Below are 22,566 nucleotides of genomic sequence, written 5' to 3' on the forward strand. Positions count from 1 at the left end.
AACCACCACACATCCGAAGGAGAGTCATGGAGTCGTTCATCCATCTGCGCCGGGGTACCACCCCGCACCGCGTGCACGCCGACCTGGACGGACTCAAGGACGACGAACTCGGCCGAGGCGGCTTCAGCGGCCGGACCGCACACCTCTACCACCGCAACGATCCGGCCGCGTTCCGCGCCGTGGGACCGTTGCAGCCCTCCGATGTCTCGTGTCTGGCGCTGACGCCCACGGACCTCGACGATCCGGCGGGCGAGCCGCTGTTGCTCTTCTCCAACGAGGACTGCCGGATCCGGCTCAGCCGACGCACCGCGGAGATGCCGTTCCACGTTCGATGGCTCGACGGCGACATGCTGATGTTCGTCCACCAGGGCACCGGCCGGTTCGAGACGGAGTTCGGGCCGCTGCAGTACCGTCCCGGCGACTACGTCTACATCCCCAAGGCGACGACCCACCGGCAGATACCCGACGACGGCGGATCGGTGATCCTGCTGATCGAGGCGACCGACGACTTCCGTGTGCCGCGCGACCCCTACCTCGGCAGACATTTCCCGTTCGACTCCGCGCAGGTGGTGGTCCCGGAGCCCGAGCCGGTCGACGACGACGGCCGCGACGAATACGAGGTGCGGCTGTACCACGAGGGCGGACCGACCTCGATCTTCTACCCGCACCACCCGATCGACGTCGAGGGCTGGCGTGGCGACAACTTCCCCTTCACCTTCAACATCGCCGACTACACCCCGCTGGGCTCCGATCGTGTGCACCTGCCCCCGACCGTCCACCTGTTCATGCAGGCCACCGGCGTGTACGTGATGAACTTCCTCCCCCGTCCGGCCGAGGGTGAGGCCGGCACCGAGCGGGTGCCCTGGTATCACCGCAACGTCGACTTCGACGAGATCGCTTTCTATCACGGCGGCTCGGTCTTCGGGATCGACATGCCGGCGGCGATGATCTCGCATGCTCCGCAGGGCGTTCACCACGGAGTTCCGGAAAGAGCGCGAGAACGCGCCCGACGACTGCACGACAAGGAATCATGGGTGCGGTGGGAGATCATCGCGATCGACACCCGTCGACGCCTGACCCCGAGCCCGGCCGTGCTCGACGCGTCGGGTGCCACCTGACAACCCCGCATCGACACCCCCTCCCCCCACCTACCGAGGAGTCCCCAATGAAACGTCTGGTCTTCGAGCCCGAACACGAGCAGCTGCGTGCCACGGCCAAGGAGTTCATCGCCCGCGAGGTCGCGCCGTATGCAGATCAATGGATCGCCGACGGCCAGGTCGACCGCGAGGTCTACAAGAAGGCCGGCGATGCCGGTCTCATCGGGTTCAACATGCCCGAGGAATACGGCGGCGGTGGCGCCGGGGACGACTTCCGGTTCAACGCCGTGGTGGTCGAGGAGTTCGCCAGATTCGGTGGCGCGGCCCCCGGCCTGAGCCTGCAGAACGACGTCGTGGCACCGTATTTCGCCAACCTCGCCAACTCCGAACAGCTCACGCGGTGGATGCCGGGCATCGCCTCCGGCGAGACCATCCTCGCCGTGGCCATGAGCGAGCCCGGCGCCGGCAGCGACCTCGCCGGCATCAAGACCGCCGCCCGCGAGGACGGCGACCACTACATCGTCAACGGTTCCAAGACCTTCATCTCGGCAGGCATCAACTCCGACCTCGTCGTGGTGGTGTGCCGCACCAACCCCGACCCAGCCGCGGGACACAAGGCGTTCTCGTTGCTCGTGGTCGAGCGCGGCATGGACGGGTTCGAACGCGGCCGCAAACTCGACAAGATGGGTCTCAAGGCCCAGGACACCGCCGAACTCCACTTCACCGACGTCCGCGTCCCCAAGGAGAACGTCCTCGGCGAGGTCGACAAGGGCTTTTACCACCTGATGCAGAACCTGCCCTCGGAGCGACTGTCCATCGGCATCTCCGCGATCGCCGGCGCCCGCGCGGTCTTCGACGAGACCATCACCTACGCCACCGACCGCAAGGCCTTCGGCCGGTCCATCGGGTCGTTCCAGGCCAACCGGTTCACCATCGCCGAGCTGGCCACCGAACTCGACATCGCACAGCAGTACATCGACCGCTGCCTGCAGGCCGTCGTCGACGGCGAGTTCACCGCAGTCGACGCCGCCAAGAACAAGTGGTGGTGTACCGAGCTCGCGAAGAAGGTGATCGACCGCTGCCTGCAGCTACACGGCGGCTACGGCTACATGAACGAGTACCGGGTCAGTCGCGCGTACACCGATTCCCGCATCCAGACGATCTTCGGAGGCACCACCGAGATCATGAAGGACATCATCGGCCGCGACCTCGGATTCTGACCCGGAGAACCGGAGAACCAGATGACAGCCACAACCCCGACCGCGACTAGCACTGAGTCCGTGCGATACGCCTACGACCGGGTCCCGTACCTGGTGGTCTTCGACGACACGTCCCGACACCGCGACACCTACGGTGGACCGGGTGGGATCGTCGCGTTGGAATGCCACCTGCTGCGGCCCGAACGTGCCTCGGACACGGTGCTGCTGTTCATGCACCCGATCGGCGGCGGCGCCTATCTGCCGATGATGAACGGGCTGGCGCGGGCCGGTCATCACGTCATCTATGCGAACAGCCGCTACCGCGGCGACGACTCGGCACTGCTGATGGAGAAGGTGGCCGAGGACCTGGGTGCAGCTGTCCGGGACGCGAAGGAGCGCCTCGGATACGAGCGGGTGGTGCTGGCCGGGTGGAGCGGCGGCGGTTCGCTGTCCGTGTTCTACCAGTCCCAGGCCGAACATCCGACGGTGAGGTCGAGCCCGGCGGGCACCGGCCCCGACCTCACCGCACTCGGTCTGATCCCGGCGGACGGACTCCTGTTGCTCGCCGCCCACGTCAGTCGGCACGGGACGCTCACCGAGTGGCTGGACGCGTCGATCCTCGACGAGTCGGACCCCACGGTCCGCGACCGCGAACTCGACCTCTACGACCCCGAGAACCCGAACCAGCCACCGTATTCCGACGATTTCGTGCAGCGGTACCGAGCAGCGCAGATCGCTCGTAACCGTCGGATCACCGCGTGGGTCGAGTCGAAACTCGAGGAACTGGCGGCGGCCGGACGACCCGATGACGAGTTCGCGTTCGTGGTGCACGGGACGATGGCGGATCCGCGCTGGCTCGACCCTGCGGTCGATCCCAACGAACGGGAGCCGGGCACCTGCTACCTCGGGGATCCGCAGACGGTCAACATGGGCCCGGTCGGCCTGGCGCGCTTCTGCACCCTGCGCGGTTGGCTGTCCCAGTGGAGTTACGACCATGCCAACGCCGACGGTGTGCGGTGCGGTCGGGACGTCAGCGTGCCCGCCCTGGTGATCGGCAACCTGGCCGATGACGCCTGCACACCCAGCCACACCCGCCGGCTGTTCGACGCGTTGGGTTCGGCCGACAAACAGATCCACGAGATCCCCGGTGCCACCCACTATTACGCCGGACGCGAGCAGCGCCCACAACTCGCCGAAGCGGTGGCGACGGTGTCGGAGTGGCTCACCGGGCACGGGTTCGCGACACTGGACCGATGAGCGACTCCCCCGCATCCGCACCGGCGGACGAGACGCGGGTTCCCGACGGCGCCCTCGACGGTGTGCGCGTCCTCGAACTCGGCACCCTGATCGCCGGGCCCTTTGCCGGCCGGTTGCTCGGCGACATGGGCGCCGAGGTCATCAAGATCGAGCCGCCCGACGCTCCCGACCCCATCCGGACCTGGGGGCAGGCCGAGCGCGACGGACACCGGTTCCACTGGACCGTCCACGCGCGCAACAAGAAGGCGATCACCCTCGACCTGCGCTCCGACGCAGGTCGGGGTCTGTTCCTGGATCTCGTGGACATCGCCGACATCGTCGTCGAGAACTTCCGCCCGGGCACTCTGGAACGCTGGGGTCTCGGCTATGAGGTTCTGCGGGAACGGAATCGGGGCATCATCCTGGTGCGCGTGTCGGGGTACGGACAGACCGGACCGTCGGCGCAGCGCGCCGGGTACGCCTCGGTTGCCGAGGCCGAGAGCGGTTTCCGTCACCTCAACGGCTATCCGGGCGATGCCCCACCGCGGCTCGCGCTGTCCATCGGCGACACCCTGGCCGGGATGTTCGCCGCCCAGGGCGCGCTCGCGGCGCTCTACCGGCGCACCGTCACCGGTGAAGGGCAGGTGGTCGACACGGCGTTGACCGAAGCCTGTGTCGCCGTACAGGAGTCGACGATTCCCGACTACGACGTCGGCGGGGTCGTCCGCGGACCGTCGGGCACCCGACTCGAGGGCATCGCGCCCTCCAACCTGTACCAGGCAGCCGACGGGACCCGGCTGGTCATCGCGGCCAATCAGGACACCGTCTTCCGACGCCTGTGTGGTGCCATGGGACGTCCGGAGTTGGCGACCGACCCGCGGTTCGTCGACCATCGGGCGCGCGGCATCCATCAGGACGAGATCGACACCATCATCGGCGACTGGGCGGCCACCCTGCCCAGCGAGGACCTGATCGAGTTGCTCGGCGCAGCCGGTGTGGTCGTCGGGCCGGTGAACACGGTCGCCGACGTCGTCCGCGACCCACAGATGCTGGCGCGGGACATGATCGTCCCGCATCACGACGAACGCATCGACGCGCCCGTACTCGGCCCCGGCATCGTGCCGAAGCTGTCGGCGACCCCGGGCAGTGTGCGGTCCGCCGGACCGCCGCGACCCGGATGTCACAACGAGGAGGTCTACCGCGGCCTGCTCGGACTCGACGACGGTGCCCTGGGCGAGTTGCACGATGCGAAGGTCATCTGATGACGCCGGATCTCGGCCCCGGCCTCCCCGCCCGCGTGACCGTTCGCGAGGTGTCGCTGCGTGACGGCCTGCAGATCGAGGCCCCGGTCCCGTTGGCGAGCAAGATCCGACTGCTCGAGGCAGTGGTCGCCGCGGGGGTACCCGAGGTCGAGGTCACGGCCTTCGTCTCACCGTCCAAGGTCCCCGCACTCGCCGACGCCGCCGAACTCGCCGTCCAGCTGCACCGGTTTCCCGACACCGCGTTCTCCGCTCTCGTGGCCAGCGCGAACGGTGCCCGACGTGCCGCGGACGCCGGCCTGGATGCCGTCGAGTACGTGGTGTCGGCGGCAGACGGTCACAGTCGCGCGAACGTCGGCCGGTCGACCGGCGAGGCGATCGCGCTGATCGACGAGATCGTCGCGATCGGACGGGAGCGCGCGATGTCGGTGGAGGTGATCGTGGCGACCGCCTGGGATTGTCCGTTCGACGGTCCCACCGACCCCGAGCGCACCCTCGACGTCGTGCGTGCGGCGGTGGGTGCCGGTGCCGACCGGATCGCCGTCGCCGACACCATCGGGACCACCACACCCCGACGAACAGCCGATCTGCTCACCGCGGTCCGGGAGATCACCGGAACATTGCCGCTGGGCGCGCACTTCCACGACACCCGGGGCGCCGGGCTGGCGAGTGCCTGGGCCGCGGTGTCGGTGGGGGTCGACCGGCTCGACGCGTCGGCGGGCGGACTCGGCGGATGTCCGTTCGCCCCCGGGGCGAGCGGCAACATCGCCACCGAGGATCTCGTCTACCTGCTCCGTGACAGCGGGGTCGAGACCGGGATCGACCTCTCGGCCGCCATCGACGCAGCCGTGGTCGCCGGAGACGTGGTCGGCCACGATCTGCCCGGTAGCTTGGTGCGCGCGGGCGATCGCGCGCGCTGACCAGACGCGAGGACCGGAGAGGAGCAGCGCCGTGGTTGTCACACCGAAGGGTCGACGGACCGAGGCGGCGTTCCATGACGCCGCGCGGCAGGTGTTCGCCGAGAAGGGCTACCTGAACGCCAAGATCGCCGACATCGCCGAGCGGGCCGGGCGGTCGACCGGGTCGTTCTACAACTATTACGACAACAAGCAGCAACTCCTCGAAGCGCTGCTGCAGGGTTTCGGTGAGGCCGTGATGGACCGCACACGGGCCCAGTTGACGTCCGACCCGGCCTCGAACATCGAGCAGGCGGTGCGCGTCTACCTCAGTACCTACCGCGAGTATCTGCCGGAGATGATCGCGGCCTTCCAGATGTCGATGACCGACGAGCAGTTCGCCCAGTGGTGGCGTCGTCGGCGGGCCGACGGCATCGGCGCGGTGATGGACGTGGTGCGTTCGGTCGAGAAGCGCGGTCTCCCAGTGGATCTCGACCACGGAGTGTTCGCCTCGGCGATGGTCTCGATGCTCGAGTCCTTCTGCTGGACGTGGTTCGTCGCAGGCGGTGACGAACACAGCGGTAGTCACGACGACGAGGTCGCGGTGGCGACGTTGTCCGAGATCTGGCGGCGCGCGCTCTACAACGGTCGGTGACCGGCCCGGTCGGTCGGGCGCAGACAGGCTCCGCGGACTGCGCATCGCGAACACCTGGGTAGACTCCACCCTGGTCACAGCCGAGCCACAGGGGGATGTTTCCGCATGACTTATGACGATCCCGAGGGTTCTCGCGACGCCGATGCGCCGAATCCGGCGTCACCGCCATGGCTGCAGTTCGCGAATCCGACCCCGGACGATGCATCGGACGAGCCGTCGCCGACCAGGGGGTCGGGCGCGCTGTCGGCCGACGCGCTCGGTGACGACCTGCCAGAGGACTCGCCGCAATCCCGGTTCGCGGATGCCCAGTACGCCGAACCTCACAGTTCTGGGCCCCAGAGTTCTGGAGCCCAGGGTTCAGGACTCCAGGGTCCGAGCCCGTTCGCCACACCCCAGTACTCACCCGACCAGTACTCGCCTGATCAATACGCGCCGGACCAATACGCCCAGCCGAACCAGCAGTTCGCGCCGCCGCAGTACTCCCCTGGTCAGCCGGGCCCCGGTCAGTCCGGTCCCGGGCAACCGGCTCCCGACCAGTTCGCGCAGCCGCTGTACGCGCCCAATCCGTACCCCGCAGGTCCTCAGGGTCCGGGCCCCCAGAACCCGGGCCCGCAGATCCCGGGCCCGCACAACGCCGGCCCCCAGTACGGCGATCCGCGGTATGGCGGGATGCCGGGGGCCACGCAGCCCGGCGGTCCCGGACTCGACGAGGTCGCCCTGATCCGCAAGGCTCGGCGGGCCCCCAGCCGCGGCTGGCGGCGAGCGGTCCACACGTTGTCGGCCGGTGCGATCAACCCCGGTGAGGCACCCAGCGACATCCAGTACCAGCAGTTGCTCGAGCGGGTGAACCGGCCGGTCCGGGGCGACTACCGCATCGCGGTGCTGTCCCTCAAGGGCGGTGTCGGCAAGACCACCACCACCGTCGGACTCGGATCGACCTTCGCGTCTCTGCGAGGCGATCGTGTCATCGCGGTCGACGCCAACCCCGACCTCGGGACGCTGGCGCAGCGCATCCCGCAGCAGACCCGGTCGACGGTTCGCGACCTGCTCGCCGACGACAACGTCTACCGCTACTCCGATGTCCGCGCGCACACCTCCCAGGCACCGTCGCGTCTCGAGGTCCTCGCCTCCGAACGCGACCCGGCCATGGCCGAGGCGTTCAACGAGGAGGAGTACCGCGGCGTCATCCGGATCCTGCAGCGGTTCTACAACATCATCATCACCGACTGCGGTACCGGACTGAGCCATTCGGCGATGAACGGTGTACTCGACCTCGCCAATGCGATCATCCTGGTGAGCTCCCCCGCACTCGACGGTGCCCGCAGTGCCGGCGCGACCCTGGACTGGCTCGAGGCCCACGGGTTCGGCCACCTGGTGTCCCGTGCGGTGGTGGTGCTCAGCGCCTCACGGCCGGGATCGTCGACCATCGACACCGAACAACTCGGCCAGCACTTCCTCACCCGCTGCCGGGCCGTACACACGGTGCCGTTCGACGATCACCTCTCCGAGGGAGCCGACGTCGACCTCGATCTGGTCGGCAAGCAGACCCGGCGGTCGTTCGTGGAGCTCGCGGCGACCATCGCCGACGACTTCTCCGGCACGAACATGCGTCGGGACGAGCCGTTCCTGGGGTGAGGTCTCTGGGGTGAGGCCGAACGCTGTCGTCCCGCCTCAGACCTGGGCGTCGGACGCCTGATCCGTGGTGTCCTCGGCTGCCGTCTCCCCGCGCTGCGCCCGCAGCTTCCGCCACCGCACGATCAGATGGATGCCCATCGGGATCACCACGGTCAGCACCGACGCGATGATGATGATGTCGATGTTGTCGCGGATGATCGCGACGTGCCCGAGGAAGTAGCCGAGCACCATGATCCCGGCGGCCCAGGTGAAACTGCCCAGGATGCTGAAGAGGGTGAACACCCGGTACGGCATACCGGTGAACCCCGCGACCAGCGGTGTCAGCGTGCGGACGATGCCGATGAACCGCGCGAAGAACACCGTCAGCGCGCCGTACTTCTCGAAGTAGCGGTGGGTGCGTTCCAGCGGCTCCGGGCCGATGAGCCGCATCAGCCGGCCCTCCAGCACGCTCGAACCAAGACGTCGGCCGATGAAGTACCCGCATTGGTCGCCCAGGATCGCCGCGATCGGCACCGTCACACAGAGCAGCCAGAGTGGGGCGAACGGATCCGGCTGCGCAGCAAAGATTCCCGCGGTGAACAACACCGAGTCGCCGGGAAAGATGAAGCCGATCAGAATGCCGGTCTCGACGAACATCAGTACACAGAGACCGATCAGTCCCCCGGTCGCGAGAAATGAGTCGATGTCGAACGGGTTCACCGGATCCAGCGTAGAGAACCGCACGGGTCCCGACATCCACGCACGACCGCCATGCGGGTGGAACCCCGAGGTGTTCATGCGATGGTCATGTCCGGCGGACGGCGCACATCTGGGGTTTACTCGCAGTGGGGCGGTTCGGCCCCGACCCGACCTGTGAGGAGATCCTCGTGCCCGTCGTCCACGACCGCGCTGCGTTGCGTTCGGTCACCGACACCGAGATCCGTCTCGCCGAGCACACCATCCACGGGTATCGCCGCGCCTATCGCATCGCCGGTAGCGGCCCGGCGATCCTGCTGGTCCACGGCATCGGCGACAACTCGTCGACCTGGAACGACGTCATCCCGCTGCTCGCGCAGCACTACACGGTGATCGCACCTGATCTGCTCGGCCACGGGCGATCCGACAAACCCCGTGCCGACTACTCGGTCGCGGCGTTCGCCAACGGGATGCGCGACCTCCTGGTCGTACTGGGCCACACCAAGGTGACGGTGGTCGGGCACTCGCTCGGCGGCGGGGTCGCGATGCAGTTCTGCTACCAGTTCCCGAGGTTCGTCGAGCGGCTCGTGCTGGTGGCGACCGGCGGCGTGACCCGCGAGGTCAATCCCGCGCTGCGAATCGTGTCCATGCCGGTCGCCAACGAGGCATTACGACTCCTCCGCGTGCCCGGCGTCCTCCCGGGACTCCGGCAGATCACGCGCGCTCTCGATGCGATCCCCTCGGCGCCCGCACTGCCTGATGCGATCTCGCCACGCCGGTTCATCAAGGACCACGACGACCTCCTGCGGGTACTCGCCGACCTGGCCGATCCGACCGCATCGGCCGCGTTCCTGCGGACGCTACGGGCGGTGGTCGACTGGCGGGGGCAGGCCGTCACGATGATGGACCGCTGCTACCTGACCGAGCGACTACCGGTGCTGGTGGTGTGGGGCGACGAGGACTCGGTGATCCCCTACGCCCACGCACAGATCGCCCATGCCGCGATCGGTCACTCCGAGCTCGAGACCTTCTCCGGTTCCGGCCATTTCCCGTTCCGCGACGATCCGGAGAGGTTCGCCAGGGTGATCATCGACTTCCTGCATCGGACCGAGCCCAACACCTTCGACCCGCAGGTGTGGCAACGCCTGCTCTCCGATGGTCGGAGCAGTGACGACCTCGAGGGCGACGATGCGACGGTCGAAGCGGTCCTCGACGCCATCGACGACGAGCGCAGTGCGACCTGACCTGGTGAGTCGCCGCCACCTCATCGTGCGATGATGTGCGCATGAGCTACCCCGGACACCCGGACCAGAACCCGGATCCCTACGGCAACCAGGGCCACGGCCAGGGACAGCAGCCCGGTTACCCCCAGTCGGGGTACCAGCAGCCCGGCTACCCGCAACAGGGGTACGGGCAGCAGGGATACCAGCAGCCCGGCTACCCGCAGCAGGGGTACCAACAGCCAGGTTTCCAGCAGCCCGGTCAACCCCAGCCGTATGCCGCGTACGGCGGCTACCCCGGTGCGCCGGATGCCGGTGCCCCCTACGGTCGGGACCCGCTGAGTGGCGAGCCGTTGTCGGACAAGTCGAAGCTCACCGCCGGCCTGTTGCAGATCTTCCTCGGCACCTTCGGCGTCGGCCGTTTCTACATCGGCGACAACACCATCGGCGGAATCCAGCTCGGACTGACTATCGTCGGGTTCGTGACAGCGATCTTTCTGATCGGTCTGCCGATCCTGCTCGGCGTCAGCATCTGGGCGCTGGTCGACGGCATAATGATGCTCACCGGCTCGGTGCGCGACGCCAACGGACTGCAACTGCGAAGCTGAACGGGCCGGGGGGCACCACGTCATGACCTATCTGAACCAGGGCCTTCCGGGGCACGAGCCGCCGCTCGTCGTGATCGGTGACATCACCTGTACCCAGACTCATGTCATCACCCCGTCGGGTACCTTCCCGATCGTCGGCAGCCAATGGGCGGTCACCGACATGTCGGTGACCACGGAGCGTATGTCGCAGGTCGGTCTGGTGCTCGCGCTGGTCGGCTTCTTCCTGGTCTGCTTCCTCAGCCTGTTGTTCTTGCTGATGAAGGACCGGCAGACCACCGGCTACGTACAGGTCACCGTGTGGGGCGGCGGCATCACGCATGTCGCGAACATCCCGGCCTTCTCGCCGGTCACCATGCCCGACATCTCCAACCGGGTCGCCTACGCACGCTCACTGGCCGGGCTCGCCTGACGGCCCAGACGCCGCAGCCTCAGACCCCGGGGCATCAGCCCCCGCAGCATCCGCCGGTGCTCGCATCGCCAGAGCGCACGTCCCGGGTGACGATGTTGCGTGCCGCGAGATCGGCCGCGTCCGGATAGTCGACGGCCACCAGGCTCAGTCCGCGCGCCTCCGCGACGGTGACGGCGCTGCTGCGCGCGCGCTCGTCCAACAGTCCGCGACACCACTCGACCGATCGCCGACCGTCGCCGACCGCGCCCACGGCACCGACGAGCGAACGCACCATCGACCAGCAGAACGCGTCCGCGGTGACCTCACCGATCAGGACGCCGTCGTCGGCGCGATGCCACGCGAACCGTTGCAGATCGCGGATGGTGGTCGCACCGTCGCGACGGCGACAGAACGCCGCGAAGTCGTTGAGTCCCACCAGCGTTGCGGACGCCGCGTTGAGGGCGTCGAGGTCGAGGGGGCGAGACCAGGCCGCGGTGATGCGGGCAACCGTGGGCTCGGCACCCCAGGCGGCATCGGTGAGCCGATAGCGATAGTGCCTGCGCAGCGCCGAGAACCGCGCATCGAAATCCTCGGACACCTCGATGATCTGCTTGACCCGCACGTCGTCGGGCAGCATCTTCGCGAGGCGTCCGACGAGACGTGCCGGGTCACCGCCGATCGACCGGGTGTCCAGCGCAGCCCGCGGGATGTCGGTGTGGGCGACCTGACCTTCGGCATGGACTCCGGCGTCGGTGCGGCCGGCGACAGTCAGCCGGACCGGTGCACGCAACACCGTCGTCAGCGCGGTCTCGACGGTCTCGACGACCGTCCGCTGCCCGATCTGACGTGCCCAGCCGGCAAATGCGGTCCCGTCGTAGCCGATGTCGAACCGCAAACGACAGGACCCGCCGTCCCCGATGGGGGCGGCGGGTCCCGAGGACTGATCGTCGATCAGTCGTCTGCCTTCTTGGTGTCGGCGTCCTCGACGATCTCGGTGGCGCTCTCCGCCGTCGTCTCGTCGGTGAGGCCCTCGGCGACCGCGTCGGCGTTCTCGACCGCGGCGTCGGACGCCTCGGCCTCGACAGCCTCGACGACGTTGTCGTCTGCAGGCGCGTCGGCGGTGGTGTCGTCAGCGGTGGTGTCGTCAGCGGTGGTGTCGGCGGCCTTGGCCTCGCTGGCCTTCTTGGAGGCGGCCGCGCGGGTGGCGCGGGTGGCCTCGTTGGACGCGGTGTTCTCGCGCACCAGCTCGATCACGGCCATGGGGGCGTTGTCACCCTTGCGCGGCAGCGTCTTGATGATGCGGGTGTATCCGCCGTTGCGATCGGCGAAGAACGGGCCGATCTCGTCGAACAGCGCGTGCACGATGTCCTTGTCGCGGATCACCTTGAGCACCTCGCGCCGGTTGGCCAGCGAGCCGGCCTTGGCGTGGGTGATCAGCTTCTCGGCGTACGGGCGCAGGCGCTTGGCCTTCGCCTCGGTCGTGGTGATCCGACCGTGCTCGAAGAGCGACGTGGCGAGGTTCGCCAGGATCGCCTTCTGGTGGCTGGCCGAGCCGCCGAGACGGGCACCCTTGGTGGGCTTGGGCATTGTCTTCTCCTAGAAGAAACTCACGATCTCTCGACCGGGAGTCGGGGTTGGGCGACAGCCTTACAGCTGCTCGGTTTCAGCGAAATCCTCACCGGAGTCGCCGTCGAACGACGACGCCTCGTCCGACCACGTGCCGGTGGCCGGGTCGTAACCGGCGACCTGCGACGGGTCGAAGCTGGCCGGGCTGTCCTTGAGGGACAGTCCGAGCGCGTGCAGCTTGACCTTGACCTCGTCGATCGACTTCTGACCGAAGTTGCGGATGTCCAGCAGGTCCGACTCGGTCCGTGCCACCAGCTCGCCGACGGTGTGGACACCCTCGCGCTTCAGGCAGTTGTAGGACCGGACGGTCAGCTCGAGATCCTCGATCGGCAGGCTGAACGACGCGATGTGGTCGGCCTCGGCCGGCGACGGCCCGATCTCGATGCCCTCGGCCTCGACGTTGAGTTCCCGGGCGAGCCCGAAGAGCTCCACCAGGGTCTTGCCCGCCGACGCCAACGCGTCACGCGCGCTGATCGAGTTCTTGGTCTCCACATCGAGCACCAGACGGTCGAAGTCGGTGCGCTGCTCGACACGGGTCGCCTCGACCTTGTAGGTCACCTTGAGCACCGGCGAGTAGATCGAGTCGACCGGAATACGGCCGATCTCGGCACCCGACGCCTTGTTCTGCACGGCCGGGACGTAGCCACGACCCCGCTCGACGACGAGCTCGATCTCGAGCTTGCCCTTGTCGTTCAGGGTGGCGATGTGCAGATCGGGGTTGTGCACGGTGACACCGGCCGGGGGCACGATGTCGGCACCGGTCACGGCACCCGGTCCCTGCTTGCGGACGTACATGGTCACCGGCTCGTCCTCTTCGGAGCTCACCACGAGGCCCTTGAGGTTCAGGATGATGTCGGTGACATCCTCCTTCACGCCCGGGACGGTGGTGAACTCGTGGAGCACGCCGTCGATACGGATGCTGGTGATCGCCGCGCCCGGGATGGACGACAGCAGAGTACGGCGCAGCGAGTTACCGAGGGTGTAGCCGAAGCCGGGCTCGAGCGGTTCGATGACGAACTTGGACCGGTCGTCGGCGAGGATCTCCTCGGTCAGGGTGGGTCGCTGTGAGATGAGCATTTCTGTTTCTCCTTTGGCCGACCGCTATATGACGGCCTCGAGGGTGAACCGAGCAGCGTGAGCTGCCGGAGGATTACTTCGAGTAGAACTCGACGATGAGCTGCTCCTGCAGGGGCACGTCGATCTGCGCACGCTCGGGCACCTTGTGCACGAGGATGCGGAGGGTCGACGGGACCACCTGCAGCCAACCCGGGACCGGACGATCGCCGAGGAGCTCCTTGGCGATCTGGAACGGGACGGTCTGCAGCGACTTCGGCCGGACATCGATGATGTCGTACTGGCTGACGCGGTAGCTGGGCACGTCGACCTTCACACCGTTGACGGTGAAGTGGCCGTGGCTGACCAGCTGGCGGGCCTGACGACGGGTCCGGGCGATGCCGGAGCGGTACACGACGTTGTCCAGACGCGTCTCGAGGATCTGCAGCAACTCGTCACCGGTCTTGCCGTTGCGACGGTTGGCTTCCTCGTAGTAGCGACGGAACTGCTTCTCCAGGACGCCGTAGGTGAAGCGGGCCTTCTGCTTCTCCTGCAGCTGGAGCAGGTACTCGCTCTCCTTGATCCGCGCGCGGCCGTGCTGGCCGGGCGGGTAGGGGCGACGTTCGAACGCCTGATCGCCGCCGATGAGATCGACGCGAAGACGACGGGACTTCTTGGTGGCGGGGCCGGTATAACGAGCCATTGCTTACTGTTCCTCCCTTTCCCGCTAGACCCGACGCCGCTTGGGCGGACGGCAACCGTTGTGCGGCTGCGGGGTGACATCAGAGATGGTGCCGACCTCGAGACCGGCGGCCTGCAGCGACCGGATCGCGGTCTCACGACCCGAACCCGGTCCCTTGACGAACACGTCGACCTTCTTGACGCCGTGCTCCTGGGCCTTGCGGGCAGCGTTCTCGGCTGCGAGCTGCGCCGCGAACGGCGTGCTCTTACGCGAGCCCTTGAAGCCCACGTGGCCCGACGAGGCCCAGCTGATCACGTTCCCGTTGGGGTCGCTGATCGAGACGATGGTGTTGTTGAACGTCGACTTGATGTGTGCATTGCCGTGCGGGACGTTCTTCTTATCGCGACGGCGAGTGCCCTTCTTGGGGCCTGCGCTACGTGACTTCGGAGGCATTACTTCTTCTTCCCGGCGATGGTCTTCTTCGGGCCCTTACGAGTACGGGCATTGGTCTTGGTGCGCTGTCCGCGGACGGGCAGGCCACGACGGTGGCGCAGACCCTGGTAGCAGCCGATCTCGATCTTGCGACGGATGTCGGCCTGGACCTCGCGGCGCAGGTCACCCTCGACCTTCACCGAGCTCTCGATGTACTCACGCAGCTTCGCGACGTCAGCGTCGGTCAGATCCTTGGCGCGGAGATCGGCGCTCAGACCGGTCCCCTCCAGGATCTCCTTGGAGGTGGTACGCCCAACTCCATAGATGTAGGTCAGTGCGATCTCCAGCCGCTTCTCGCGGGGGAGATCCACACCAGCAACACGTGCCATGTGGCGGATTCCTTTTCGTTCTCAGAGGTCTTCTCCCAGTCCGCCCCGAACGCTGTCGGGCTCCGGCCTCTGATCCGGAGGTAGGCGTGGACTCGTGTGTCCGCGCTGGTGTTGGGAGGGCTTCAGATGCTGTGGCGACCAGTCCGGTGGTGGCCGGCGCCGCAGCGGTGTTCAGTTGTCGGTATTCGGTTGTCGTCACTCGATCTCAAGCGACCTGATCGGTGTGGATCAGCCCTGACGCTGCTTGTGACGCAGGTTCTCGCAGATCACCATGACCCGACCGTTGCGGCGGATCACCTTGCACTTCTCACAGATCGGCTTGACGCTCGGCTGCACCTTCACGTCAATCTCTCCTGCTCATCGACCCGCGCGCACGACGCAGCGCCATGCCCACGGGTGTCGGGTTCCCCGAACTGTTGTCCGGGAGGTCTTACTTGTATCGGTAAACGATCCGGCCACGAGCGAGGTCGTAGGGCGAGAGTTCCACGACGACCCGGTCCTCGGGCAGGATGCGGATGTAGTGCTGTCGCATCTTGCCGCTGATGTGGGCGAGAACCTTGTGACCGTTCTCCAGCTCGATGCGAAACATCGCATTCGGCAGGGGTTCGACCACGCGACCCTCGACCTCGATGGCCCCGTCTTTCTTCGCCATGTCCTCCGCGATCCTGGCTGGCGTTCGGCGTGCCGAACAGTCCGGTGGACTGCGGACACGGTGGACGCGAAGCCGGGTTGACTCAGTGTTTATCCGTTAGGGTGATGGCACCTACCGGGACCGGAGCGAACATCGATCGGATCGGGACCCGGTCGATGACACGCGCAGATACCGGCGCGCGATGCGCACCGACGGTCCATGTTACGCGAACAGCCGCGAGCAGTCCAAATGCGCGTCAGACCCCGTCTGTGCTGCTCAGCTGGGCTGCTCAACCGGACCCTCAGCTGCCCTGCCTGGCGAGGCCGGCGCCCACCCGGTGGTCGAAGAGCCAGCGCTGCGAGCGATCGGTCACCACATGGGCGAAGACCTGGCGCATCGCGAACTCCGAGACGACCCTTCCCACGCGGCCGGGCGTCTTGGCACTGCTGGATCGTGCGCCGACCGCCACCACCTTCTCCACCCGCTTGCGGCGTGCGGCCTCGAAACCCGCGAACGCCGCCTGCGGGTCGGGTGCCACGGCCAGCTTCTCGGCGAGCACGACCGCGTCCTCGAGCGCCATCGACGCCCCTTGCCCGGAGCTCGGCGCCGGCGCGTGGATGGCGTCACCGATCAGCACGATCCGGTCGCGGTGCCAGATCGGGACCGACGCCAGGTCGTGGGTGTTGTCGGCGGCCAGCTCGACCTCCCCGGCCGCGATGAGGTCGGCGAAGGGACCGACGTCGGGGCGGGCGAGATCGACGAGCATCTCGCGCCACCGGTCCGCCGGCGTCGATGCACGCTCGGCTCCCGACACCGGCTCTCGGGGCACGTTGGCGAACCACACCACATCCCCCGAGGGGGTGGGCAGAGCGCCGAAGAACGCCCGCCGACCGAAGACGAACGTCCACGACCCGGGCGAGAGTTCTGTCGCGGGCACCGCATCTGCGCGCGTGACGCCGCCGAAGTTCACCAGACCGACGTACCGACCGGCCGGCGCATCCGGGTCGACGGCCCCGCGGACCACCGAGGAGATGCCGTCGGCCCCGACCACGAGGTCACCGTCGATCCGGCGCCCGTCCGCCAGGCCCAGCGACGCATCGCTCGGCGAACCCGTGACCGCGACGACCCCGACTCCGTCGACCACCTCCACCCCACGCTCGCGCGCCGCGTCCAGTAGCGCGGCCGCCAACTCCGGCCGCCGGAACGACAGCGCCGGGGTGCCGCCGGGCGTCCCGTCGTCGAGCGGGGCACCGAGTCCCAACTCCCCCAGCAGACGTCCCGTCGCACCGACCATCCGATTGGTCCGGGTCGGCACCCCGAGATGGCGGACCTCGTCGAGGACGCCGATCGCAGCGAGTGCGGCGAGGCCATTCGGCGTGATGGTGAACCACGACCCGCCCCGCCGGCGTTCCGGCGTCGAACGCTCGACCACCACCACATCCATCCCGATGGTCCGCAACGCCGTCGCCGACGCCGGACCCGCGATTCCGCCGCCGACCACCAGTGCGCGCATGGCACAATCCTTTCGTACGAAAAACGTATGTTTCGATCATCGTTAGATTCGATGATCGAATCATTCGGATATCGAAAGGAAAGCACGGTGGTACGCACCCGTCAAGAGGCCGTCGGCGAGGTCGGCCGGGCCCTACAGCGGTACCAGCGGACCGTGCAGGCCTTCGACGACGCGGTCGGTCGTGCACTCGGCGTCGGCGCCGCCGACCTGCGCTGCCTCGACGTGCTCAGTGAGAGTCCGCGCACAGCAGGCGAGCTCGCGGTGGCGGCCGGGTTGCGCCCGGCCGCTACGACCGCCCTGATCGACCGCCTTGCCGAACGCGGGCTCGTACGTCGCTCACCGTCGCCGACCGACCGTCGGCGCGTGATGGTCGAGCTCACCGATTCCGGGCGCGACCGGGTCTGGTCTGCGTACGGACCGATGGTCGTGGAGGGTCAGGGTCTGTTCGACGACACGACGATCGCCGAGCTCGATCGACTCGCGACATTGCTGGCCGACATGACCGCCCTCACCGAGCGCCACCGGGCGCGGGTCGAGGACGCACCACGCGACGAGACGGGACCGACCACATGAGCGCACCGCTGGAAGCATGGTCCGACTTCAACGTCGCGGTGGCGAGCGCCAGCGGAGCCCTGGCCGGTCTGTTGATCGTGGCGATGTCGGTCAACATCGAGAAGATCCTCGCCGCGCGGGGTGGCACCGCGCGCAGTGCGACCGCGATCGCGTCACTCGCGATCGGCCTGCTCGCCACCTGCCTGTGCCTGGTGCCGAACCAACCTCTGTGGGCTCTGGGTGCGGAGATCCTCGGCGGGACGGTGCTACTGGCCGTCTACGCCTGCTCCGCGGTGCGTTACATCGTCACCGACCGCACCCAACCGTGGCACCTGATGCCCGTCAAGGTCGTCCTCGCGGTCGCGCCGCTCGCGCTGTTCGTCATCGGTGGTGTGGCCCTGATCGTCACCGACTCGCCTGGTGGCTACGGCTGGGTCGCGGCGGGCGCCGTGATGGCGATGCTCAGCGGCGTCGCCTTCTCCTGGATCGCACTCGTCGAGTTCCTGCGGTAGTTCATCGCCGACCCAAGTCAGCGCGCCGCAAGGGTGTCGTCGATCCAATCCAGGACCCGACGGTTGAGCAGCGTGCGATTGGTCATCTCGCAGTGCTCACCCGCCCCCTCGGCGGCGGTGAACCGGATCAGCGTCGCCTTCTCCCCCACCGCGGCGACCAGGGTCTCCGCTCCCTTGCCCAGGATGTCGTTCTCCGCGGAGGTCGCCAGCAACGGGCAGGAGATCGATGACGCGACGTCCGAGATCCGATACTGCAACGAGGTCTCGATGAACGAGCGCAGATCGTCGACACCGTTCACCCAGAAGCCACGGTTCTCGATGCGCCACCGCATCGACGCATTGGACTCGATCATCGACTTCATCCCGTCGATGATCGACTGATCGATCTTCGACGGATCGGCCACCGCATCCGACGGGGCGCCCATCGCCTCGGCGAAGGCGCTCATCGCATCTCCGACGTCCCATGCACCCGGGTCGGCGACCACGGCCGCGAGCCGATGCTCTCCCGATGCGCCGCGTGGGGCGAGGTAGCCACCGAGACTCCACCCGCTGAGCACGATCGAGTCGGCGTCGACGATCGGCGAGGTCACCGCGAAGTCGACGACCGCCGAGATGACGGTCTCCCAGTCGGGACGCATCGGTATCCCCTGCTTGTACAACAGTTCTCCCTGCCCGGGACCGTCGAAGAGCAGGACGTGGTAGCCACGGCGCAGTGCGGCGACCGCCGATGCGAAGTACATGTCGGTGATGGTCGCGTCGTATCCGTTGGTGAGGATGATCAGCGGCCGCTTCGTGTCCGCGTGGCCATCGGCTGCAACGAGATAGCCCGGCAGCGTGGTGTCCTCGAACGGGATGCGCACCGGCTGCACCGGCGCGTCACCGAGGGCCAGTCCGGCGTCGAACATCGCGACCTGCTTGTCGAAGGCCGCCACCAGCCGAGCGTCGACCGGCGATCCGTAGAGCGGGTGGTATGCCGCCGCGTACGCGACGCTGGCCTTGAGGAAGAGCTCTCGGGCCGAGTCGCCATGTCCACTCGTCGAAGCGGAGTCGGCGTCTGCGGCGAGACGGTCGCCCAGTGCGACCCACGCCGCGTAGAACGCGCTGTCGTCTCCACCCCCGACGGCCTCGGCGACCGCTTGGATCTCGCCGAAATCGGCGCCGCCGTAGGGGATGTAGGCCAGGGCCCACGTGCCGAACTCGTCGTGCTGGTCGTTCTGGAAGAGCAGGGTCATCGATCCGCCTCTCGCGATGCACCCACGTGGGCTGTGCTCATGACTATGGCAAAGATCGGGTGGCGCGGCACGGCGTTTCCGGTCATGGGCTTTCCAGCACTGTGCTGGCACAATGCCTTTCCATGGTCGCGTTCCTCATCCGCACCGCCTTCACCGCCGTCGCGCTGTGGGTGGCCACTCTCATCGTTCCCGGGCTCGACTTCGTCGGCGGATCGGGAACCGCACAGAAGGTCGGCATCGTCGTCGTGGTGGCGCTGATCTTCGGTGTCGTCAACGCGATCGTGAAGCCGATCGTCCAGATCCTGTCGATCCCGCTCTACATCCTCACGCTCGGTCTGATCCACATCGTGATCAACGCGTTCATGCTCGAGATCACCGCGTGGATCACCCGCAACACCACCCACTGGGGTCTCGAGGTCGAGAGTTTCTTCTGGTCGGCGATCCTCGGTGCGATCGTGGTGTCCATCGTCAGTTGGGCTCTGGCGCTGCTGCTGAAGGAGCCGGTGGAGTGAGCCCGCGTCGACTGGCCCTCGCCGCCGGAGCCGTCGCGGCACTCCTGCTCGGGGTGACCGCCTGTGGCGACGACGGTGACAGCGGTGACAAGCCGCGCACGGTCACCGTGGTCGGCTCGGGCGAGGTGACCGGGACCCCGGACACCCTGCGCGCCGACATCGGCGTCGAGGCGACCGGCTCCGACGTCTCGTCGGCCTTGAACGCGGCCAACACAGAGGTCGGGAAGATCACCGACGCCGTGGTGGCGGCCGGGGTCGATCGCAAGGACGTCCAGACCCAGCAGGTGTCGCTCAACCCGCAGTACACCGGGACATCGCCGGGTGGCGCGCCTCAGATCTCCGGGTATCAGGCGACCAACACCGTTCGCGTCACGATCCGGGACATCCCCAAGGCGTCCAACGTGCTCGCCAAGGCGGCAGATGCCGGCGGCGACGACACCCGGATCAGCAACGTGTCCTTCGCCATCGACGACGACTCCGACCTGCTCGAACAGGCCCGGAAAGCGGCCTTCGACGATGCCCGCGGTCGCGCCGAGCAGTACGCGGGTCTGGCAGGCGACTCGTTGGGCAAGGTCATCACCATCAACGAGACGACCAGCGGTCAGGATCAGCCCGCAGCCCAGACGCTGCAACGTGATTCGAGCGCGGCCTCGTCGCCGGTGCCGATCGAGCCGGGCGAGCAGACCCTGCGTTTCACCGTCACGGTCACCTACGGCCTGAAATAGCGGCAGTTCGGGGTCAGCCGCTCTTCCACGCCGACCAGAGTCGCGCGTACCGACCACCTGCTGCGACGAGCTGATCGTGGGTTCCCTGCTCGAGGACCCGGCCGTCCTCGAGGACGACGACCCGGTCGGCCGCGACGGCCTGTGTCAGTCGGTGCGCGACCACCAGCGTGGTGCGGCCATCGGTGGCCGCCAGCGCCGCGGACTCGAGATCCCGTGCCCCCGAGCTGCCTGCCTCGGCGGTCGCCTCGTCGAGCACCGCGATGGCCGGATCTGCGAGGACCAGACGGGCCAGCGCCAACTGCTGCGCCTGCGCCGACGTCACGTCGTGTCCGCCCTCGCCGACGATGGTGTCCATGCCGTCGGGCAGATGGTCCACCCAGTCGTCCGCGCCGACCGTCTCGAGCGCCGCGCGTACGGCATCCCGATCAGCTGTCGGGGCGGCCAGCCGCAGGTCCTCGACGAGCGGTCCCGCGAACACGTGCACCTCCTGGCTGACGATCGCGATGTGCCGACGCATCTCGTCGGCCCCGAGCTCGGCCAGCGTGGTCCCGCCGATCCGCACCGTGCCCGACGTCGGGTCGATCGATCCGGCCGCGATCGCTGCGATGGTCGACTTCCCCGCACCGGTGGACCCGACCAATGCGACGGTCTCGCCCGCACCGACGGTGAGGTCGATCCCGTGCAGCACCTCGTGCGCACGCGGCGAACCGTCGTCCGGATCTGAGGTGTTTCGCTCGTAGGAATGACGCAGCCCGATCACGTCGAGAGTCGAACCCGACGGGCTACGGCCGGTACCGACGACGCGCTCGCCGGGCATGTCGATGACCCCGACGAGACGAGCGAGGCTGGCGCCCGCCGACTGGACGTCGTCGAAGGACATCATCAGCATCCCGATGGGGTTGAACAGTCGGTGGAACAGCAGCGCCGCCGTCGTCACCTGACCGACGGTGACGGTGCCCGCGGTGAGGTCGCTGCCGTCCACGAACAGGAATCCCGCCGCGAGGATCACCGACAACCCGACGCATTCGGCCCGGTTGCTGCGGGAACCGAATCTCGTCAACAGCCCGAAGACGCGGATGCTGATGTCGCGGGAGACACCCGACGCGGCGTCGATCTCGGCGAGATGCGCCTCCTCGAGACCGTAGGCGCGCACCGTTCGCGATCCCCGCATGCTGCTGATCAGCGCCTCCGACCGTCGGCCCATCGCGACACGCTCAGCGGCATAGAGCGGACCGGACCGCGGCAGGTACCAGCGCAGGGCGAGTACGTACATCGGCAACGCGACGAGACCTGCGAGTCCGAGCCGCCAGTCGAGACCGAGCATCGCGACCACGCTCAGCACGACCAGCAGCAGCGCCGAGACGATGTTGGGGATGACCTCGCCCACGGACTTGGCCATCACGGCGACATCGTCACCCACCCGCGAGAGCAGGTCGCCCTTGCCGACGTTCTCGAGCGTGCTGATCGGCAGGTGCAGCGCCCGGCGCAGCACCCTCTCCCGGAGCGACGCGAGGATGCCCTCACCGAGTCGGCTGATCAGGTAGGTGCTCAGTGCGGTGAATACACCACCGACCAGCGCAGCCGCCGCGATCACCACGACCACCGTGACGATCGTGGAGGTCGGGGCCCGCTCGGTGACGCGGTCGACGAGCACGCCGAAGACGTAGACCGGGATCACCGACATCGCCGCGGCCACCGCGCCGACGAGGATCGTCACCGCGGTCAGCCACGGTCGTCGTCGCAGTTCGTTCGCGAGGAAGACCCCGGAGCGTCGACCGGTGGCGATCGGCAGCAGCTCGGCTGCGGGACCGGTCATCGGGGCATCGGTCATCGGGGCAT

Annotated in this window: 25 protein-coding genes and 1 pseudogene; 14 read left to right on the forward strand and 12 right to left on the reverse strand. The window is 67.8% G+C overall.

From position 1 onward, the window contains the following. The first annotated feature begins 26 nt into the window (after positions 1 to 26). From GS4_RS00085 to GS4_RS25805, 7 genes are all read left to right on the forward strand, one after another. Positions 27 to 1,118: a homogentisate 1,2-dioxygenase gene (locus tag GS4_RS00085; protein ID WP_007616217.1), complete on the forward strand. Its 1,092-nt coding sequence runs from the start codon at positions 27 to 29 to the stop codon at positions 1,116 to 1,118. Positions 1,119 to 1,165: 47 nt separating this feature from the next. Next, complete coding sequence (locus GS4_RS00090; RefSeq protein WP_007616219.1) at positions 1,166 to 2,317, forward strand: acyl-CoA dehydrogenase family protein; 1,152 nt, start codon at positions 1,166 to 1,168, stop codon at positions 2,315 to 2,317. A 21-nt stretch (positions 2,318 to 2,338) separates the two neighbouring features. Continuing rightward, on the forward strand, positions 2,339 to 3,553 hold the full coding sequence (locus GS4_RS00095; protein WP_007616221.1) for an alpha/beta hydrolase family protein: 1,215 nt from the start codon (positions 2,339 to 2,341) through the stop codon (positions 3,551 to 3,553). Further along, the gene (locus GS4_RS00100) at positions 3,550 to 4,794 is read left to right on the forward strand and encodes a CaiB/BaiF CoA transferase family protein (RefSeq protein ID WP_007616223.1); all 1,245 of its coding nucleotides are present in this window, start codon (positions 3,550 to 3,552) and stop codon (positions 4,792 to 4,794) included. Before GS4_RS00095 ends, GS4_RS00100 begins: the two co-directional genes overlap by 4 nt. Beyond that, complete coding sequence (locus GS4_RS00105; RefSeq protein WP_007616225.1) at positions 4,794 to 5,711, forward strand: hydroxymethylglutaryl-CoA lyase; 918 nt, start codon at positions 4,794 to 4,796, stop codon at positions 5,709 to 5,711. Before GS4_RS00100 ends, GS4_RS00105 begins: the two co-directional genes overlap by 1 nt. 31 nt (positions 5,712 to 5,742) lie before the next feature. After that, positions 5,743 to 6,342, forward strand: coding sequence for a TetR/AcrR family transcriptional regulator (locus tag GS4_RS00110; RefSeq protein ID WP_007616227.1), 600 nt, complete (start codon positions 5,743 to 5,745; stop codon positions 6,340 to 6,342). Between the two features lie 105 nt (positions 6,343 to 6,447). Further along, on the forward strand, positions 6,448 to 7,977 hold the full coding sequence (locus GS4_RS25805; protein WP_007616230.1) for an AAA family ATPase: 1,530 nt from the start codon (positions 6,448 to 6,450) through the stop codon (positions 7,975 to 7,977). Between the two features lie 36 nt (positions 7,978 to 8,013). Here the strand turns inward: GS4_RS25805 and GS4_RS00120 are convergent, their stop codons facing one another. Further along, positions 8,014 to 8,676, reverse strand: coding sequence for a DedA family protein (locus GS4_RS00120; RefSeq protein ID WP_007616232.1), 663 nt, complete (start codon positions 8,674 to 8,676; stop codon positions 8,014 to 8,016). Between the two features lie 167 nt (positions 8,677 to 8,843). Here GS4_RS00120 and GS4_RS00125 point away from each other — a divergent pair, with 167 nt between their 5' ends. The 3 genes and pseudogenes from GS4_RS00125 to GS4_RS00135 all read left to right on the forward strand — a co-directional run. Beyond that, positions 8,844 to 9,896 (forward strand): alpha/beta fold hydrolase, encoded by a 1,053-nt coding sequence (locus tag GS4_RS00125; protein WP_245555522.1) that lies wholly within the window; start codon positions 8,844 to 8,846, stop codon positions 9,894 to 9,896. A 41-nt stretch (positions 9,897 to 9,937) separates the two neighbouring features. After that, positions 9,938 to 10,480, forward strand: coding sequence for a TM2 domain-containing protein (locus GS4_RS00130; protein ID WP_007616237.1), 543 nt, complete (start codon positions 9,938 to 9,940; stop codon positions 10,478 to 10,480). A 49-nt stretch (positions 10,481 to 10,529) separates the two neighbouring features. Next, positions 10,530 to 10,889 (forward strand): annotated as a pseudogene (locus tag GS4_RS00135) (hypothetical protein); the annotation flags it as partial. A 34-nt stretch (positions 10,890 to 10,923) separates the two neighbouring features. Here the strand turns inward: GS4_RS00135 and truA are convergent. From truA to GS4_RS00180, 9 genes are all read right to left on the reverse strand, one after another. Further along, entirely contained in the window at positions 10,924 to 11,820 is an 897-nt protein-coding gene (truA, locus tag GS4_RS00140) for a tRNA pseudouridine(38-40) synthase TruA (RefSeq protein ID WP_040508809.1), read from the reverse strand. Then, positions 11,820 to 12,455 (reverse strand): 50S ribosomal protein L17, encoded by a 636-nt coding sequence (gene rplQ / locus GS4_RS00145; RefSeq protein WP_007616241.1) that lies wholly within the window; start codon positions 12,453 to 12,455, stop codon positions 11,820 to 11,822. Before rplQ ends, truA begins: the two co-directional genes overlap by 1 nt. Before the next feature lie 60 nt (positions 12,456 to 12,515). Beyond that, on the reverse strand, positions 12,516 to 13,571 hold the full coding sequence (locus tag GS4_RS00150) for a DNA-directed RNA polymerase subunit alpha (protein WP_007616242.1): 1,056 nt from the start codon (positions 13,569 to 13,571) through the stop codon (positions 12,516 to 12,518). A 73-nt stretch (positions 13,572 to 13,644) separates the two neighbouring features. Beyond that, a complete protein-coding gene (rpsD, locus tag GS4_RS00155) occupies positions 13,645 to 14,250 on the reverse strand; it encodes a 30S ribosomal protein S4 (RefSeq protein ID WP_007616243.1) in 606 nt (201 codons plus the stop codon). 24 nt (positions 14,251 to 14,274) lie between these two features. Beyond that, positions 14,275 to 14,682, reverse strand: coding sequence for a 30S ribosomal protein S11 (gene rpsK / locus GS4_RS00160; protein WP_007616245.1), 408 nt, complete (start codon positions 14,680 to 14,682; stop codon positions 14,275 to 14,277). Next, positions 14,682 to 15,050 carry a 30S ribosomal protein S13 gene (rpsM, locus tag GS4_RS00165; protein WP_007616246.1) on the reverse strand — a complete coding sequence of 123 codons (369 nt, stop codon included), beginning with the start codon at positions 15,048 to 15,050 and terminating at the stop codon, positions 14,682 to 14,684. The genes rpsK and rpsM overlap by 1 nt, the downstream gene beginning before the upstream one ends. A gap of 228 nt (positions 15,051 to 15,278) precedes the next feature. Further along, positions 15,279 to 15,392, reverse strand: coding sequence for a 50S ribosomal protein L36 (rpmJ, locus tag GS4_RS00170; RefSeq protein WP_005207978.1), 114 nt, complete (start codon positions 15,390 to 15,392; stop codon positions 15,279 to 15,281). Between the two features lie 88 nt (positions 15,393 to 15,480). Beyond that, complete coding sequence (gene infA / locus GS4_RS00175) at positions 15,481 to 15,702, reverse strand: translation initiation factor IF-1 (protein WP_007616247.1); 222 nt, start codon at positions 15,700 to 15,702, stop codon at positions 15,481 to 15,483. A 280-nt stretch (positions 15,703 to 15,982) separates the two neighbouring features. Next, positions 15,983 to 17,194, reverse strand: a complete 1,212-nt coding sequence (locus GS4_RS00180; RefSeq protein WP_007616248.1) for an FAD-dependent monooxygenase — start codon at positions 17,192 to 17,194, stop codon at positions 15,983 to 15,985. 87 nt (positions 17,195 to 17,281) lie between these two features. Here GS4_RS00180 and GS4_RS26290 point away from each other — a divergent pair, with 87 nt between their 5' ends. Together GS4_RS26290 and GS4_RS00190 are read left to right on the forward strand one after the other, a co-directional pair. Further along, positions 17,282 to 17,767, forward strand: a complete 486-nt coding sequence (locus GS4_RS26290; RefSeq protein ID WP_007616249.1) for a MarR family winged helix-turn-helix transcriptional regulator — start codon at positions 17,282 to 17,284, stop codon at positions 17,765 to 17,767. Continuing rightward, positions 17,764 to 18,258 (forward strand): hypothetical protein, encoded by a 495-nt coding sequence (locus GS4_RS00190; protein WP_007616250.1) that lies wholly within the window; start codon positions 17,764 to 17,766, stop codon positions 18,256 to 18,258. The genes GS4_RS26290 and GS4_RS00190 overlap by 4 nt, the downstream gene beginning before the upstream one ends. A gap of 17 nt (positions 18,259 to 18,275) precedes the next feature. On the opposite strand, the gene GS4_RS00195 is transcribed toward GS4_RS00190, so the two are convergent. Beyond that, the gene (locus GS4_RS00195; RefSeq protein WP_007616252.1) at positions 18,276 to 19,490 is read right to left on the reverse strand and encodes an alpha/beta hydrolase family protein; all 1,215 of its coding nucleotides are present in this window, start codon (positions 19,488 to 19,490) and stop codon (positions 18,276 to 18,278) included. Between the two features lie 122 nt (positions 19,491 to 19,612). On the opposite strand from GS4_RS00195, the gene GS4_RS00200 reads away from it, so the two are divergent. Continuing rightward, positions 19,613 to 20,002, forward strand: coding sequence for a phage holin family protein (locus GS4_RS00200; protein WP_007616254.1), 390 nt, complete (start codon positions 19,613 to 19,615; stop codon positions 20,000 to 20,002). Beyond that, positions 19,999 to 20,727 (forward strand): SIMPL domain-containing protein, encoded by a 729-nt coding sequence (locus tag GS4_RS00205; RefSeq protein ID WP_007616255.1) that lies wholly within the window; start codon positions 19,999 to 20,001, stop codon positions 20,725 to 20,727. Before GS4_RS00200 ends, GS4_RS00205 begins: the two co-directional genes overlap by 4 nt. Positions 20,728 to 20,740: 13 nt before the next feature. Here GS4_RS00205 and GS4_RS00210 read toward each other — a convergent pair whose 3' ends face one another. Further along, the gene (locus tag GS4_RS00210; protein ID WP_040508857.1) at positions 20,741 to 22,543 is read right to left on the reverse strand and encodes an ABC transporter ATP-binding protein; all 1,803 of its coding nucleotides are present in this window, start codon (positions 22,541 to 22,543) and stop codon (positions 20,741 to 20,743) included. Positions 22,544 to 22,566: the final 23 nt, after the last annotated feature.

The organism is Gordonia soli NBRC 108243, assembly GCF_000334455.1.
GTDB classification, from domain to species: domain Bacteria; phylum Actinomycetota; class Actinomycetes; order Mycobacteriales; family Mycobacteriaceae; genus Gordonia; species Gordonia soli.

What these genes read in the sequence shown, in the direction of transcription:
- GS4_RS00085 (WP_007616217.1), top strand. Translation starts at nt 27, where the DNA reads ATGGAGTCGTTCATCCATCTGCGCCGGGGTACCACCCCGCACCGCGTG.
- GS4_RS00180 (WP_007616248.1), bottom strand. Translation starts at nt 17,194, where the DNA reads ATGCGCGCACTGGTGGTCGGCGGCGGAATCGCGGGTCCGGCGTCGGCG.
- GS4_RS00195 (WP_007616252.1), bottom strand. Translation starts at nt 19,490, where the DNA reads ATGACCCTGCTCTTCCAGAACGACCAGCACGACGAGTTCGGCACGTGG.
- GS4_RS00150 (WP_007616242.1), bottom strand. Translation starts at nt 13,571, where the DNA reads ATGCTCATCTCACAGCGACCCACCCTGACCGAGGAGATCCTCGCCGAC.
- GS4_RS00190 (WP_007616250.1), top strand. Translation starts at nt 17,764, where the DNA reads ATGAGCGCACCGCTGGAAGCATGGTCCGACTTCAACGTCGCGGTGGCG.
- infA (WP_007616247.1), bottom strand. Translation starts at nt 15,702, where the DNA reads ATGGCGAAGAAAGACGGGGCCATCGAGGTCGAGGGTCGCGTGGTCGAA.
- GS4_RS00090 (WP_007616219.1), top strand. Translation starts at nt 1,166, where the DNA reads ATGAAACGTCTGGTCTTCGAGCCCGAACACGAGCAGCTGCGTGCCACG.
- GS4_RS25805 (WP_007616230.1), top strand. Translation starts at nt 6,448, where the DNA reads ATGACTTATGACGATCCCGAGGGTTCTCGCGACGCCGATGCGCCGAAT.
- GS4_RS00095 (WP_007616221.1), top strand. Translation starts at nt 2,339, where the DNA reads ATGACAGCCACAACCCCGACCGCGACTAGCACTGAGTCCGTGCGATAC.
- rpsM (WP_007616246.1), bottom strand. Translation starts at nt 15,050, where the DNA reads ATGGCACGTGTTGCTGGTGTGGATCTCCCCCGCGAGAAGCGGCTGGAG.
- GS4_RS00200 (WP_007616254.1), top strand. Translation starts at nt 19,613, where the DNA reads ATGGTCGCGTTCCTCATCCGCACCGCCTTCACCGCCGTCGCGCTGTGG.
- GS4_RS00100 (WP_007616223.1), top strand. Translation starts at nt 3,550, where the DNA reads ATGAGCGACTCCCCCGCATCCGCACCGGCGGACGAGACGCGGGTTCCC.
- rpsK (WP_007616245.1), bottom strand. Translation starts at nt 14,682, where the DNA reads ATGCCTCCGAAGTCACGTAGCGCAGGCCCCAAGAAGGGCACTCGCCGT.
- rpsD (WP_007616243.1), bottom strand. Translation starts at nt 14,250, where the DNA reads ATGGCTCGTTATACCGGCCCCGCCACCAAGAAGTCCCGTCGTCTTCGC.
- rplQ (WP_007616241.1), bottom strand. Translation starts at nt 12,455, where the DNA reads ATGCCCAAGCCCACCAAGGGTGCCCGTCTCGGCGGCTCGGCCAGCCAC.
- GS4_RS00210 (WP_040508857.1), bottom strand. Translation starts at nt 22,543, where the DNA reads ATGACCGGTCCCGCAGCCGAGCTGCTGCCGATCGCCACCGGTCGACGC.
- GS4_RS00105 (WP_007616225.1), top strand. Translation starts at nt 4,794, where the DNA reads ATGACGCCGGATCTCGGCCCCGGCCTCCCCGCCCGCGTGACCGTTCGC.
- GS4_RS00130 (WP_007616237.1), top strand. Translation starts at nt 9,938, where the DNA reads ATGAGCTACCCCGGACACCCGGACCAGAACCCGGATCCCTACGGCAAC.